A 15,147-nucleotide genomic window follows, 5' to 3' on the forward strand; every position below is an offset into this window, starting at 1 on the left:
GCCGGATGGGTCACGGGTGACCTCTTTTCTTCCAATCTGTTGCATTGGATGCTTTGGTCCGCGGCGGACGCCTCGTCGCGGAGAGCCGACGCCGTGAAGCCCCAGGTGCTCATCGTGGAGAACTCCCGGACGATGCGGGAGACGCTGCGGATGCTGCTGTCCGGGGACTTCGACTGTCTGACGTTCGCGGACGCCGAGAGCGGGCTGGAGCGGATGCTGGAGCACCCTCCGGACCTGCTGCTCTCCGACGTGAACCTGGACGGAATGGATGGTTATGAGCTGTGCCGCCGGGCCCGCAGCGAGCCCCGGCTCCAGCACATCCCCGTCGTCCTCGTCAGTGGCTACCCCCCGCGGCTCGCGGAGCTGCAGCCGGATGCCTACTTCCTCAAGCCCGTCCGGCCCGCCGAGCTCATCGCCCAGCTTCACGCCCTGCTTCGCCCCAAGTCCGGAATCGGAGCGCTCCCGGTGAAGCAGGTCCAGGAGGGATGAAGCGCGGTCCTCCCGGCTGTTGACCACGGGCGCCTGGGTGGCCTTTCCCCTCCCTCTCCGGAGGCGACGGGCTATGCTCCGCCCCCCTTCCGTCCGAACCCGAGGTCCCGCGTGATCAACGCCATCGCCCGCGTTCCCCCTCCGCAGAACGAGCCCATCCTCCCCTACACGGCTGGCGCACCCGAGCGCGCCACGCTGCAGGCCGCGCTCCAGCGCATGGCCTCCGAGCGCATCGAGATCCCCGTCATCATCGGTGGCAAGCACATCCGCACCGGCAAGACGGACACGGTGCGAATGCCGCACAAGCACTCGCACGTGCTGGCCACGCTGCACGAGGCGGATGGCAGCCACGTGGAGCAGGCCATCCAGAACGCCCTGTCGGTCAAGGACGAGTGGAGCCGGATGCCCTTCCACGAGCGCGCCGCCATCTTCCTGCGCGCCGCGGAGCTGCTGGCCACGCGCTACCGCCCGCTGCTGAATGCTTCCACCATGCTGGGCCAGTCGAAGACGGCGCACCAGGCGGAGATCGACGCGGCGTGCGAGGCCATCGACTTCCTGCGCTTCAACGTCCACTTCGCCCCGGAGCTGATGGAGCAGCAGCCGCTCAGCGCCCCGCAGATGTGGAACCTGATGGACTACCGGCCACTGGACGGCTTCGTGTTCGCGGTGGCGCCGTTCAACTTCACCTCCATCACGCTCAACCTCTGCACCGCGCCGGCCATCATGGGCAACGTGGTGCTGCTCAAGCCGTCGTCCACCTCGGCGTTCAGCTCCTGGTACATCATGGAGCTCTTGCGCGAGGCGGGGCTGCCCGACGGCGTCATCAACTTCCTGCCGGGAGACGGGCCGACCATCGGCAACGTGGCGCTGACGAGCCCGCACCTGGGCGGCGTACACTTCACGGGCTCGACGCCCACGTTCCAGGGCATGTGGCGCACGGTGGGAGAGAACATCCAGCGCTACAAGCAGTACCCGCGGCTGGTGGGAGAGACGGGCGGCAAGGACTTCATCTTCGCGCACGCCTCGGCGGCCGAGGACCTGGACGCGCTGGCCACCGCCATCGTGCGCGGCGGCTACGAGTACCAGGGGCAGAAGTGCTCGGCGGCGTCGCGCGTCTACGTGCCCGAGTCGCTGTGGGGCAAGCTCAAGCCGCGCCTGCAGGAGTTCATCGGCGAGCTGCGCATGGGCGATGTGACGGACTTCCGCAACTTCATGGGGGCCGTCATCGACGAGAAGTCCTTCAAGCGGGTCTCCTCGTACATCGAGCTGGCGAAGCAGGGCGGCGCGGAGGCGAGCATCGTCGCGGGCGGGGACGTGGACCGCAGCGAGGGCTGGTTCGTGAAGCCCACGCTGGTGCAGCTGACCAACCCGCGCCACCGCATCATGCAGGAGGAGATCTTCGCGCCGCTGGTGGGCGTGCATGTGTACCCGGACGCGCGCTTCGAGGAGACGCTGCGCGAGTGTGACCAGTCAGCGGTGTACGCGCTCACCGGCGCGGTGTTCGGGCGGGACCGGAAGGCCATCTCCACGGCGATGCGGGAGCTGCGCCACGCGGCGGGCAACTTCTACATCAACGACAAGCCCACGGGGGCGGTGGTGGGGCAGCAGCCGTTCGGCGGCTCGCGGGCCTCGGGCACCAACGACAAGGCGGGCTCGATGCTCAACCTGGTGCGGTGGACCTCTCCGCGCACCATCAAGGAGAACTTCGCGCCGCCCACGCGCGTGCCGTACCCGTTCATGCAGGGCTGAGCGGGCCAGCGAGCCTCTGAGGGCGTCCACCCTGGGAGACAGGGAGGGTCCACGTTCCCGGACTCCCCGTCCACGGTTTCGGACGCCCCGGAGGGCTCCGGGAGGGTGCTTCCCCTGTCAGCCAGGTAGGACCGGGCCTTGCACAAGGCCCCAGCCGTCTCACGCCCCCTGACTTTCCAGGGGGCCTGGGAGGCTCCCCATGGTCCCTGTCCTGATGGTTGTCCTGGCCGCGCTGCCGGCCACTCCCCCCTCTTCGCGGCAAGTCGATCTCACGCCGCCTCCCCCGCAGATGCAGGTGGACTGGAATGCGGTCCACGCGCGGACGCGAAGCTTCGAGGAGGCCCACGCCCGGCACCGGGCCTCGGAGCAGACGCTGGCGCGCTCCGGCACGCGGGAACTGCTGGAGACGGCGGGGGCGCTGTGCATCGAGCCCCCGGGTTTCTGGGACCGCTTGCTGCCAGGGGGCTCGGACTCGGACGAGACGCTCGCCGCCTGCCGGAAGGCCGCGGAGCAGACGGAGCAGGCCTCCGCGACGCTCGCCCAGGGCCGAGACGCGGCGAGGCGCTACCTGGATGCGGTGGCGGCGCGGCTCGAGGCCTCTTCCTCTCCTTATAAGGAGGAGTTGCTCGCCCGGGTGGAGCGACAGCGAACCCTGCTCAGCGAGCGAAGCGCCGAGGCGGACGCCCTGGCCCAGCGGACGGCGGCAGCGCTGCGCGGCGGTGGAGACTCCTTCTCGGAGCGGTTGTCCTGGCGCTGGCGCTCCTCCGAGGAGGAGGAGGACGCCGCTCGACTGCTCTCCGCGTTTCAGGCGCGGCTGAGGAACTGGGAGGCTCCGGAGCAGCCCATCCTCGGTGCAGAGCTGACGTACGTGCAGGGAGGCGTGGAGGCCGGGCCCCTGCCCACGGAGCAGATGACGCCGGCCTACTTGGCCGGAGCCTCGAGCCCGGCGCTGGATGACTCCTCCGAGGGGCGTGAGGTGGAGCTGTCCCCGGAGCTCCGCGCCAAGGCCCAGGAGCTGGGCACGGCTCGGGCCGCGTACGACTTCGTGAAGAACGAGGCACGGCTGGACTGGTACTTCGGTTCGCTCAAAGGCTCGACGCAGACGCTGAGGGACAGGCGGGGCAATGACGCGGACCTCTCGGCCCTGCTGGTGGCGCTGCTGCGCGCCCAGGGCACCCCGGCCCGCTTCGTCCATGGCACGGTGGAGCTGTCCTTGGCGCAGGTGGCCGCGGCAATGGGGCTGCTGACCGGGGACGAGGTGGCCCAGCTCGACGCCGCCGCCACAGGAGGAGCTCCCTTCACGCTCTCAACAGAGTCGCGTGACCGGGCGCTGAAGGCGCTGACCGCGGCCGCCATCCCCTACGAGCCGGTGGTGCGCAACGGCACGGTGACGGCCGTGCGCCTGGTCCGGGTCTGGGTGGAGGCCTATGTCGACTTCGCGGAGTACCGAGGCGTGGGCGGAGGGACGGTGGGGCGGCAGTGGGTGGCGCTGGAGCCCTCGCTGCTGGGACGCGCGAAGGCGGCCGTCACACCTCCGCAGCTCGATGCGTTCACCGCGCTGGGAGAGACGCCGGACACGCTCACCGCCGCGTGGCTGAGCGCGCCCACCTCTCAGTCGATGGTGGAGTACGTACGGGAGCGGGTGGAAACCCACCTCTCCGCGCACCGGCCGGACCTCTTCTACTCGCAAGTGCTGTGGACGGTAGTGCCCCGGCGCGAGGAGCTGCCGCTGCTGCCGGGCTCGTTGCCCTATGAGGTGGTCGCGGTCCACGGGGAGTCGGCGTTCCTGCCCGAGTCGCTCCTGCAGCGGGTGCGGCTCACGGCGTGGAACGAGGCGGGCGCGCTCTTGGAGCTCACCCTGCCCCTCCATCAGCTCACCGGGCACCGGACGGTGCTCACCCACCGCCCGGCGACCGAGGCGGACGCGCAGCTCGTGCAGGCAGCGGGAGGGCTCTATGCGGCGCCGGCCTCGCTCGTCGAGGTCATCCCCGTGCTGCGCGTCAACGGGCGCGAATTGGCCCAGGGAAGCCGGAGCGTAGGCCTGGGCACCGAGTACCACTGGGCGCTGGAGGTGCTGCTGCCGGGCGGAGGTCTGCGTCGCATCGACAACCGAGTGGTTGCGGGCAACGTGGTTGCCATTGGCGCGGGCGCCCCGGGCAACGCCTATCAGGCTCCGGCGGGCCTGGAGGAAGGCGATCTGGACGGTGCGGCTCCGCGCTTCCTCTACGCGCGAGCGGCGGCCTATGCGAACGCGTGGACACAGGGCGAGGAGGAGCTCGCGAGGCTGCTGCAGGTGCTCCCCGTGCGGCCGACGGCCAACTTCGTCTTCGTGCAGAACCAGCTCCAGGTGGACGCGGTGCTGGGAGTCCGCCGGCGGCTTGTCTGGAAAGGCCTGGAGGTGGACGCGGACTTCCGCGCCATGAGCCCGCTGGAGCTGGTACCGGGAAGGGGTGCGGCGCTGCTGCGCCTGTCGGGCTACGAAGGCTCGTTCCAGGAGGCGCGCATCCTCACGGAGGCGACGCAGGAGCCCGCGGTAGCCAGCGTCTCGGTCCTCCAGGAAGCGGCGGCGCGAGGCGTGCCCGTTCTCCACCTGCTGCCGGGAGCGCCAGAGGGGTTGGGGCAGTTGAGCGCGACCGCCGAGGTCCTCCGCGACGTCGAGGAGCAGCTCGCGCTGGGCCGAGAGGTACACATTCCCGCCACGCCGCTCACCCTGGAGAACTGGACGGGAACCGGGTTCATCGCCAGGGACCCGGCGACCGAGGAAGGCGGGTACTTCCTCTCGGGCCAGGTCTCGGGTGGGCAGACGATCCGGTCGCCCCACCTGTGGACGGACGCACAGCTCGCCGAGTTGCTGAGCCAGCCCGATGCGCCGCTGTCCACGAACGACACCTCTCAGGTGGCGCGCATCGTCAAGCTGAGCGCCACGGACTTTCAGAGTGGCACCGTGGGAAAGCCGCTGACCCGGCCCCTGACGGTCTTCGTGACGACGCAGGAAGGCATCCCGATCCGGGGTGCGCAGGTGACGTTCCAGACGGCGGACGCGTCCCGGCCCCTCTTCCGGAGGCGGGATGAACCGCAGGCAGCCCCCGTGGGCCAGCTCACGGTCCTCACGGATGTGACGGGCCGAGCCGCGGTGGACGCGCTCCCCGACACGCTCATCGAGCGCCTGAGCTTTCTGGAGCCCAACCAACCGTTCGACCAGTTCCTCGGGCTCAACGTGGTGACCGCCTCGGTCGCGGGCCCTGGAGGAGTCCTGGCCCTCGACGAGCCGTTCCAGTTCGTGGGGCGTCCGGACGCCGTGGCGCACCTGATTCCCCTGATGACGGACTTCGAGAATGACGTGGGGCTGGAGCTCGGACGTTCCCTGGTGTTCACCGCGAAGGACCAGTACGGCAACCTGCTGGCGAACCAGACGGTGCGCTGGACCTGCGACCGGAACACGGCCCGCTTCATCGACGCCCTGGCCCCGGGACCGCGCACGGTGCAGTTCCTGGGCTCCGACCCGCAGCGGCAGCTGCCCACGCTCGAGCAGAAGACGACCACGTTCGGGCAGAGCGCGGCGGGCTTCATCACGGGTATGGACACGGGGCTCTACAAGGTCACCGCCAGCATTGGGACGGTCTCCACGCAGTTCCGGATCGAGGCCTGGCCCCAGTCCCGCTACGCCTTCCGCCTTGCCTCGCCCGAGCGGGCTCTTGCCCACGGAGTGTGGGGCACGTCCACGCCGGAGCCTGTCATCGCGGAGCTCCTGCGGCGTGGAGGCGAGGATGGCTCCGGCAACTGGGTCCGGGTGAAGGGGACCGAACCGGACATCGGGTTCGCGCGGGTCCACATGTACATCCGGGACAACGCCACGGGGGTGCTGCTGAGCCACGAAACCGCCACGCCAAGCCAGGTGGGAACGAGTCCCATGGTCACGGTCGACCGGGATGACAACGTCGTCTTCTGGCCGCACTACCTGCTGAAGAACGGAACCCAGCTCGTGCAGTTCACGGCCGAGGTCCAGCCATTCGGAATCGAGGGGAGCAGGGACTGCTGTCACGAGAGCTTCCAGGCCCGGATCCACTCACAAGAGGCGGAACTCTCCCTGGCGAGGATGCGGGCGGATGGTACCGAGACGCCGGTGAACGGCTGTGGAGCGATCGCGCCTGCGGATCAGTCCCTGCTGTTCTCCGTCAACAACCCGGCGAGCTATCCCCTGTATGCGCGCATCGTGCAGGAACCTCGTCGCGCTGGGGAGACGCTGGTCGAGCTCTCGGGCTTGGGGAACCTGCCACGAGACCCCAGCGACGGTGCGTCCCGGGTGATGACCGCGCAGCGCCCGACTCGCATGGTCCTGCCTATCCGGCAAGGGACCCGAGGGGGGCGGGTGCGGCTTGAGCTGCTCGCACCGGATCCTCGGATCTCTCCCGTAGCGCGGACGAAGATCGGCGAGGTGGAGGCGACGCTCGACTTCGATACCCCGAGCTTCGCCGCTCCCGAGGGCACGCTGTCCGCGAAGCTGGTGCTCGCGGTCCGCAACTTCGAGTCAGCGGCGACGCCCGAGGATCCCGAGGACGTGGTGTCGCCCAGAGCCACGGTGAAGCCCATTCCCATCCCAGCAGGGCTGAAGTTCTGCCCAGGGGACAGTGGGCGAGTGCGGGTGTACTCGGGCCAGGCACTGCTGGCGGCGGCGGACGTCATCGCCAGTCCGGCGACAGGCCTGGGAGTGACCCCGGTAGGCCCGGAGACGCCTGTCCCGAGCCAGCCGCTGCCCGGAGTGCTGTTCGTGGACGTGCCCCCTGGGGATCCAGTGGGCCAGCAGGTGCGCATCGAATTCGCGCGGGCGGGAGCCCCCACGGAGCCACTCCAGGTGCGCAGGCTCACGTTGGACACGCGCATCGAGGATGCAAGCGCGCTGGCGGTAGGCCACACGTTCGTGAAGGACGTGAGCACGGTGGACGGCCACCTGGTCCGGCAGACGGTGGACTTGGAGGTGCCCGGCCGCCGGCCCTCGCTCCAGCTCACCCGGAGCTACACGAACCGGGCGCATGAGGCGGGCCCGCTGGGACGAGGCTGGAGCCACAACCAGGGCGGCTACGTGCAGGCCACGCAGGACGCGGAGCTGAACGTCTTCCGATACATGGTGGTGGGCGGAGAAGGTTCGGGGCAGGTCTTCGAGTGCGGCCCTGAGCAGACGCAGTGCCGAGCCCAACGTGGCTTCCACGGAACCTTCCGCGGCGAGACAGCGGGGACGGGAGCCGAAACGTACCGGCAGCTCGTGTTCCGGGCGCAGGATGGGACGGAGTACCGCTACGGGCGCGCGCGCTCCACCGAGGAGGGCGTGCGCCACCCGCTGATGTCCATCCGCAGCGCACTGGGGCGCGAGATGGTGCTCGAGTACGGCGGCGAGTCACTGGACTTCGAGCTGACACGCGTCTGGGAGCCTGGGAATCGGCGCTTCCTGGAGTTCTCCTACGCCCGTCCTGCCGGGGCGCGCCGGCTCATGCTCACGCGAGTGGATCTGCTGGAGAACCCGGCGGCGCCGACACGGCTCGCGGCGGATGTCACGGGTACACCGCTGGGGGTGTGCCTGGCCTACCGCTACAACCCTCTCGGCGACCTCGAGAGCGCGCGGCGGTACGCGGGCGGATGCCCCTCGGGAGAGGATGTGCCCGCTCTGCGAGAGGAGCGCTACACGTATGCGGGAGGCGAGGAGGAGGATCTGCAAACGAACCTCGTCGCCTGGACGGACGCCAACGGCAACACCACGCGGTACGAGTACTACGGGCGGGGGGATGCGCTGCCAGGAGAGGCGGACTTCCTGCGCTTCGGAGACAAGCAGGAGCGGGTACGCCGCGTCATCGAACCGCTCGACGCGGTAACGGAGTTCACGTACCGGCTCGTCCCCCGCTCGCTTCCCCTCTTCGGCCAGACGGTGCAGGCCTTCGAGACAGAGGTGCGTGGGCCTCGGCCCGAGGTGCCCGCCACGGTGTACCGAATGGACCGGTACGGAGGCGTAGTGGACGTGGAGCGTCCCCTCTCGCCGGGGGTGAGCGCCCGTACATCAGCGGTGTGGAACGCGCTGCACGTGCGCCGGGACGCGGAGCAGGACGCGCGCGGCCGGCATGTACGGCTGAAGTACGACGCGCTGGGCCGGCTCGTGGAGCGGCGAACCGATCTGCCAGTACTCGCGGCCTCGGGAGCGGGAGGTCCCACGGAGCCGGTGCGGGATGCCGCGGACACGGTGCTGGACGTGGCAGTGGAGAAATGGAGCCACGACATCTCCTTCGGAACGCCCGTGTGCCAGATGGATGCGGAGGGCCGCATCACCCTCCACACTGTGGACTCGAATGGGCAGAACCCGCGCACGGGCCTGCCCACAGGAACAGGGCTGCTTCTGGCGACGCGGCGACTATCGACGGTAGTGCCACGCGCCCAGGCCACGAGCGACGCATCGTGCCAGGAATTGGCCAGTGCGTTGCCCCAGTCGCCCGAGGACATCGTCACCCGCCAGGAGTACTGCGCCGTGCAGGGCGGGCCCTGTCCGGACGGAGCACTCCCGGGAGACCTGTCGGCCACGGTGGATGGCAACGGCAACCGCTCGGCCATCACGGCCTATGACGTGTATGGGTACGTGCATACGCAGAGCGTCACGGTGGAGACAAGCCGGCAGGTGACGACCACACGAACGTACGACGCCCGGGGACGCCTGCTGCGCGAATCCGACACCTTCGGCCATGAGACGGTGCAGACGTACGACGGGCTGGATCGCCCAACCTCCGTGGCACGCCTGAACAGCAAGGGAGGCTCTCCCTCGCTGACACAGCAGCGGGAGTACTACCCCGGCGGTCAGCTCCAGCGGGAGTACCACCTGGCCACGGGCTTCGAGCGTCACTACACCCTGGACGCGCTCAACCGCGTCAGGCTCATCACCGAGTCGGGCGGCGGATTGGCGGGCCCGCTGGTGACGGAGTACCGCTACGACGAGGCCGGCAACCGCGTGTCTGCCATCGACCGGCGGGGCGTGGAGACGGCGACGGAATACGACTTTGGTGACCGGCCAGTGCGCGTGCGAGTGGCTGCGGCGCCTGGAGGCACCTTCCTCGCGCAGAACGGCGTGGAAGGGCCGGTGGGTCAGGGTGGCGTGGTGGCCACCTATGGCTATGACGCGGCCGGCAACCGAGTCTTCGAGACAGACCTCCACGGGCACCGCACGGACTACGGACTCGACTCGCTGTACCGCGTGGTGCGTGCGCAGGGCCCCGAGGTGCCAGGAGCGGACATCGATGCTCCAGCGCGGACCTACGAGACGCTCACCCGCTACGACCTGGTGGGCAACAAGACGCGCAGCACGGACGGCAATGGCCACGTGACGGCCATGATGTACGACTTCGCCAACCGCCTCGTACACACGGTGGATCCTGTGAGTCGAGTGGAGGAGCGCGCGTATGACCGGAACGGCAACCCCAAGTTGGAGCGATGGCTGGCGGGAGGTGTTGAGCAGCGTCGCCGGTCGGCGCTCTACGACGGGCTGAACCGTCCACGCCGGGTAGATGAGACCTTCCCCACCCTCAATGGCGAGACACTCACGTACACCGCGCAGACAGCCTATGACGATGCGAACAACACCGTCTGGACACGAGATGCGCGTGGCTTTGTCACGGTCGTGCTCAAGGACGACCTGGACCGCGCCTACCAGCAGACGATGGACGTAGGGAACGCACCGGGCGCCTTGCTGGCTCGCCAGCCAGATGACCCGAGGCTGGACACTGCGCTGAACCTGACCATCCATTTCGAGTACGACCCTCATGGCCACCTGGCAGCCCAGGTGGATGCCCTGGGACGGAGAACCGAGGAGGACCACGACGCGCTCGGGCGGAAGATGGAGCAGCGTCGGCCCATGGGTGTCACCGAGTCCTTCCTGTACGACGGCGAGGGCCACGCCATCCAACACACGGATGGTCGGGGCATCGTCCGGAGGACGGGCTACGACCTCGCGGGTCGCCCGGCACTCGAGCAGTTGGTGGAGAGCCTCTCTTCCAATGGCACGGTGCTCACCACCCTCCAGCGCATGCATCTGGACATGCCCGATGAAGATGGACTGGTGCGTGTTGTGGAGTGGGATGCGCGCAATGCGTCCACCACGAGCGTGCTGGATGGAATGCACCGCGAGGTCAGTGTGGTGGACGCGCTGAACCACATCCGCGAGTCTCGCTTCGACGCCCAGAACCTGCGCGTCTCGCGCGATGCCAAGGGCCAGACCACCCGCTACAACTACGACGCCTCAGGGCGCCCCACGGCGCAGTTCGACTTTGAGGCGGGAGGAGCCGCAGCACGCTACTCCCAGTCGACCACCTACGACGACGCCGCACGCCAGCACACGCTGTTCGACCGACGAGGCATTCCCACTGTGCGTCTCCATGATGGCCTGGGGCGCCTGCTGCGCGAGACGCGAGGTGACGGAAACACCCTACGGACCGAGTCCACCATCTACAACGCTGCAAGCCAGCCGGTGGCGCACACCGATCCCAACAACTACACCCACCTCAATCTCTACGACGCCGCAGGCCGCCTGCTTGAAGAAACGCGTGGAACAGGCACTCCCGTCGAAGCACGCACCCGTCACACGTATGACGCCATGGGCAACCGTGTTTCCACACGCAGCCCGCGTGAAACCGGTGTGCCGTACACCACACGCTGGACCTACGACGATCTGAACCGGCAGGTGCGAGAGGAAGACGCACTGGGCAACGCCACGCTGATCGCCTACGACGCCATGGGCAGCCGCTTGTGCGTGAAGCGCCCTCTGGGCCAACCAGCGCTGGGGCATGCTCAGGCCTCTGGCCTCTCCTTGTCTCAGCTTCAGTCGCTGGCGTGCGAAGGAACCCATACCACCCGCTACACCTATGACGAGCAGGGCAATCTCACGGGCGTCACCGACGCTCTAGGCGGCCACTACTCCTTCATCTACGACGCCACTCGTAACCTCGTAGCGAAGCAGGATGCCAACGGGAGCCTCACCACCTTCGAGTACGACGTGCTGGGTCAGCGTACAGCCGAACACGTCCATCTGGACGAGCATCCACGACTGACAGCCACCAACAGAAACGCCGTGCCCCTTTTCGAGCCAGGGGCTGAGACCCTCACTGACGTTGGTACCCTCACCTGGCGTTCTACTTACGACAACAACGGCAACCTCCAAACCTTCACCGACGCGAAGAGTCAATCCACAGTCTCTGTCCACGGGCTGTTGGATCGATTGGAGTCTCGCACTTTCTCCAACCACGCTCTGCCTCGAGCCCTGCCCTCTCTGGAAGCCCAAGCTTTCACCTACGACGGGAACGGCAATCTCACTCACACAGTTGAAACCAAGCTCACCGAGACAGGGATTGTCCAACAGACCACCGTCCGCACTTACAACCGTCTGGACAGACTTGAGGAAACCCAACTTCCTTCGGGCAAACACCTCACCTTCGAATACGATCCTGCGGGGCAGCGCAAGCGCGTCACAGACCCAGACGGCATCTCGACTCGCTATACTTACGATGCCCTGGGCAGGCTCTCTTCGGCATCGATCCCAGAAGGAACCACCTCATTCACCTACTGGCCAGACTCGTTGCCCAAGGCATCGCTCCTGCCCAACCAACTGACCGAGCATCGCTGCTACGACGCTGCAGGCCAACTATTGACTCTCATACTTGCGCGCGGAGCCATCTCCGAGGACTGCACGCCAAGAGGAGCTCTGCTTAGCCGCTTTTCCTATAAATACACCAGACACAGTAACCGTCTGCAACAGACGGAGACACACACCGCCCCAGACACTGGAGTATTGACTCCGCCAGAGACAACCATGTACGGGTACGATGCCATCGACAGGCTTACGGGAGTTGCATACCCGGACGACCGGGCAATCCTTTATCATCTGGATTCCGTCGGGAATCGTATTGGTGAACGCGAGGCGCCATTCTCCGCCCTCTCCTCTCTGGGACCCGAGGCCTTCCATTCCCTGCCTTCAAATCAATTTTCACGCAACACTTCTGCCACCTACAATCGCACCGACTGGTTGCTAACTTTGTCTGATTCGCTGGACACCTCACACAATCGCCAACTCACCTATGACGCCAATGGCAATCTCTCCTCACTTATCTCTCCTGCCCGCTCACGAACCCTCTCGTGGGACATCCGCAACACTCTTACAACTGTGTACGACAACAACCAAGAAACAGGCCGCTATGATTACGATGCTAACCTCCAGCGCATATGGCGCCGCACTACACAAGAGAGCGTAGAGTATCTGCTGGACGAGGACTTCGTCCTCCAAGAGGTCGACACCCTCCAGTTGGCAAGGCGCCGATATCACTACGCCCAGCGCCCACTAGCAGTCACCGACACTACGGCTGCCAGTTCGACTACACGTTTACTCCACAACGACAGCCTAGGCAGCGTGTCCGATACCACCTCTCCTACAGGAGAAGTGGTGGCCACGAGAAAATACGATGCATGGGGCAGTCCTCGTGAGGGGATGCCACCGTCTGCCAGCGACTTCAAACTTGGATTCACCGGACACCAGTACGATGTGGAGACAGGCCTTACCTATGCACGTGCTAGGTATTACGACACTGCCCTAGGGAGGTTCATCAGCAGAGATCCATTCGAACTGTCACAGACTGCTGCGCCAAATCTGCACAGATACGTGTACGCAGCCAACAATCCAACCCTTTACACAGATCCGAGCGGAGAGGTGGTCCCACTCATTCTTGTGGGGGCAGCTCTCATTGGGGCAGAACTCAACTTCTTCAGACAAGCCGAACAGAACCAAGCGATTTCCCTCTCGGATGCTGCATCACAAACCGAATGGGACCAAGTGGCTGTCTCTGGCGCAGCCGGAGCTGCTGTTGCAGGTGCGTCAATTGCATCGGGAGGGGCAGCAACCGCATTCGCTGCCCAGCTTGGAGCAGGTGCCGTGTTTGCAGGTGCAGTAGGCGGGGTTGCTGGTGGAGCAATTGGAGGCGGGCTTAACTCGCTCTCTGAGCAAGCCATTGATGTAAGAGCTGGCCGTCGCATGGCCGTAGACGTAGGCGAAGCGGCACGGAGCGCGGGTACCGGAGCGCTGCTTGGTGGAACATTGGGCTCAATAGCAGGAGGCGCCATCCACGCCAGAAGTGTACTCGTTAGCTTGGGTGATGACCTAGGTAATGCGGGTGCACGCGGCTTGCAGGAAGGAGCAACTGAAGCAGTCCAAGGGGGCACAACCGTAACGCGCAGCTTGTCGGCCACAGTTCTCCCAGCATCTTCACCAGTCGCCGGCATCGGTCAACGTGTGACAGAGGTTGTTGAAGCACCTATCGCGGAAGCCTCGTCCATAGCAAGGGCACCATCTGTGTCCACGAGTCCAGCCAGGCCAACTCTTGCTCAGGTTCGAGCACTCCGCAATCTTGGAGTCAACCGCGAAGGTCGACGGGCAGTCTTCGAAGGGAAACAAGCTGCGTTCACTCAGCCCACCAAAAAAGGAGATGCAACGATTGGCAGCGTTCAGATCATTGGACCTCGGCTGCGCAGCGGGATCATTAGCGTACACAACACGAACGGGGGCGGCCTTAGTGCGTTCACTCGGTTCCGCAGCACCTCGCAGACCGTAGCAAAATCATTTGGCTTAAAAGAACTTGAACTGTATGGTGGAGCGGTAATCAACCCCAAAATCGAAGCTATGCTAACGAAGTTCGGGTTTCAGCGCTGCAGAATCCCCATACCAGAAGCACTCGGTGCAGATGGTGAAATGGATGCACTTTCCAAGGTTTTCCCTGTCGACTAAACCTAGCTGGTAAATCCTCATGGACGACTTCAGAAAATACGAAGCGATGCGGGACAACGGGGCCAGCCCTTCTGATGTCTATTATCATGCGAGAACCGATGGCATAGACAGCGTCAGCATGATTCGCATGCTACGGAAAATATTCAATCTCTCCCTCTTGGAAGCAAAAGAAATAACTGTAGGCACTTCAAGCCAAACAACTCCCTCCCTAAATGAGTCACAAGAAAAATTGGCTCCTGCTCTCGAAAAAGCATTGAAGAAGTACGATGACGAAGCGCAGTGAGGACTACAACCTCGTTTCGGAGGATTCAGATGAGCGACATCACTGTCTTCAGCGTTTTAGAGGGTGTTGAGAAGAGAGAGCAGGCCCAAAAATGTGGTGCGCCCCAGCATCCCACCGAGCGCGAGAACCTTGCACTCGGCCAGTCTGGCGACTGCCTCCGCTGTTGCTCTATCAGGTAACACACGGAGCGTACGACTCACTAATACTACTGTGTCATAAACATCTGGATTCCCCTTGGAAAAGCACTGAGCTAACGGTTCGTCCAGCACACCGCTTTCTGAGGGAATCCAAACCTTTATGACACCGCAGTATCAAGACTACCTAGTTAGTTGTGTAGAGACCTCGGAATGTGCTCTACCCCGCAGGTAGGATGACGCCTGCCCAGATGCGCAAGCTGGATTCGGAGCTGCGCGAGTATGATGGTGGCCCGCATGGGGCGAGTGGAGCGCCGCCGGGCCATGGAGCAGTACCTGCAGGGGCTGCTGCTGGACGGCGAGCGCAAGAGCGTGGAGCCGATGGCGGGGCGACTGGTGGATAAGCCACACGAACGCGAGGCGATGCGGCAGCGGCTGCAGCAGTGTGTGGCGGTGGCCGCCTGGAGCGATGCCGAGATGCGCCGGCGGCTGGCGCAGCTGTTGTCGCTAGTGGCAGGAGCAAGGGCGCGACGGCGCGCGGTACACTTGCTGGCCTACAACCTGTTATCAGTTTATAGGCTCTCAGGAAAGTAATGTCAGGGCTGGCGGGATCGGAAGCTCCGAACTCTGCCACAGGCGGCGCAGGAAGGAGTCGTCCCGGCAGATGGCGTCGAGCTCAGCCTCGACGACTGCTGCAA

The 15,147-nt window shown here is 65.6% G+C and carries 4 protein-coding genes and 1 pseudogene; all 5 read left to right on the forward strand.

Features of this window, described 5'->3' with window-relative positions:
- Positions 1–93 precede the first annotated feature (93 nt).
- Positions 94–489, forward strand: a complete 396-nt coding sequence (locus tag SYV04_RS41995) for a response regulator (RefSeq protein ID WP_321551744.1) — start codon at positions 94–96, stop codon at positions 487–489.
- Positions 490–600: 111 nt separating this feature from the next.
- Complete coding sequence (gene pruA, locus SYV04_RS42000; protein ID WP_321551745.1) at positions 601–2,238, forward strand: L-glutamate gamma-semialdehyde dehydrogenase; 1,638 nt, start codon at positions 601–603, stop codon at positions 2,236–2,238.
- Positions 2,239–2,437: 199 nt separating this feature from the next.
- On the forward strand, positions 2,438–14,032 hold the full coding sequence (locus tag SYV04_RS42005) for an RHS repeat-associated core domain-containing protein (RefSeq protein ID WP_321551746.1): 11,595 nt from the start codon (positions 2,438–2,440) through the stop codon (positions 14,030–14,032).
- A 19-nt stretch (positions 14,033–14,051) separates the two neighbouring features.
- Positions 14,052–14,315, forward strand: coding sequence for a hypothetical protein (locus tag SYV04_RS42010; RefSeq protein ID WP_321551747.1), 264 nt, complete (start codon positions 14,052–14,054; stop codon positions 14,313–14,315).
- 370 nt (positions 14,316–14,685) lie between these two features.
- Positions 14,686–14,947 (forward strand): annotated as a pseudogene (locus tag SYV04_RS42015) (transposase); the annotation flags it as partial.
- Positions 14,948–15,147: the final 200 nt, after the last annotated feature.

Source organism: Hyalangium ruber (assembly GCF_034259325.1).
Lineage (GTDB): Bacteria > Myxococcota > Myxococcia > Myxococcales > Myxococcaceae > Hyalangium_A > Hyalangium_A rubrum.

Coding starts and splice junctions, on each gene's coding strand:
- SYV04_RS42010 (WP_321551747.1), top strand. CDS start 14,052: ATGGACGACTTCAGAAAATACGAAGCGATGCGGGACAACGGGGCCAGC.
- SYV04_RS42005 (WP_321551746.1), top strand. CDS start 2,438: ATGGTCCCTGTCCTGATGGTTGTCCTGGCCGCGCTGCCGGCCACTCCC.